Raw genomic sequence first — 316 nt, 5'->3', positions numbered from 1 at the left:
GGAAGACGGACTTCGAGCTGCTCCAGGATCTCGACATTCAGTTCCTGCGCTATGGCCCCCCCATCCACAAAACCTGGCTCGGACCTGACCGCTACGACTGGGAGTTCTCCGACCTCACCTTCGGCCATCTGAAGCAACGCGACACTGTCCCGATTGTGGATTTGTGCCATTTCGGCGTGCCCGACTGGATCGGCAACTTCCAGAACCCCGATTTTCCGGAGCTTTTCGCGGACTACGCCCGGGCCTTTGCGAGCCGGTTTCCGTGGGTCCAGCTCTACACCCCCGTCAACGAGATGTTCATCTGCGCCACCTTCTC

1 pseudogene is annotated in these 316 nt (G+C 59.8%); it reads left to right on the top strand.

Features of this window, described 5'->3' with window-relative positions:
- A pseudogene (locus OC446_RS30725) lies at window positions 1-316 on the top strand (glycoside hydrolase family 1 protein); the annotation flags it as partial.

The organism is Microvirga sp. Mcv34, from assembly GCF_024519725.1.
Taxonomy (GTDB): domain Bacteria; phylum Pseudomonadota; class Alphaproteobacteria; order Rhizobiales; family Beijerinckiaceae; genus Microvirga.
Note: the sequence above shows the minus strand (reverse complement) of the source record. Positions and strands in the feature narration are given on the sequence as shown.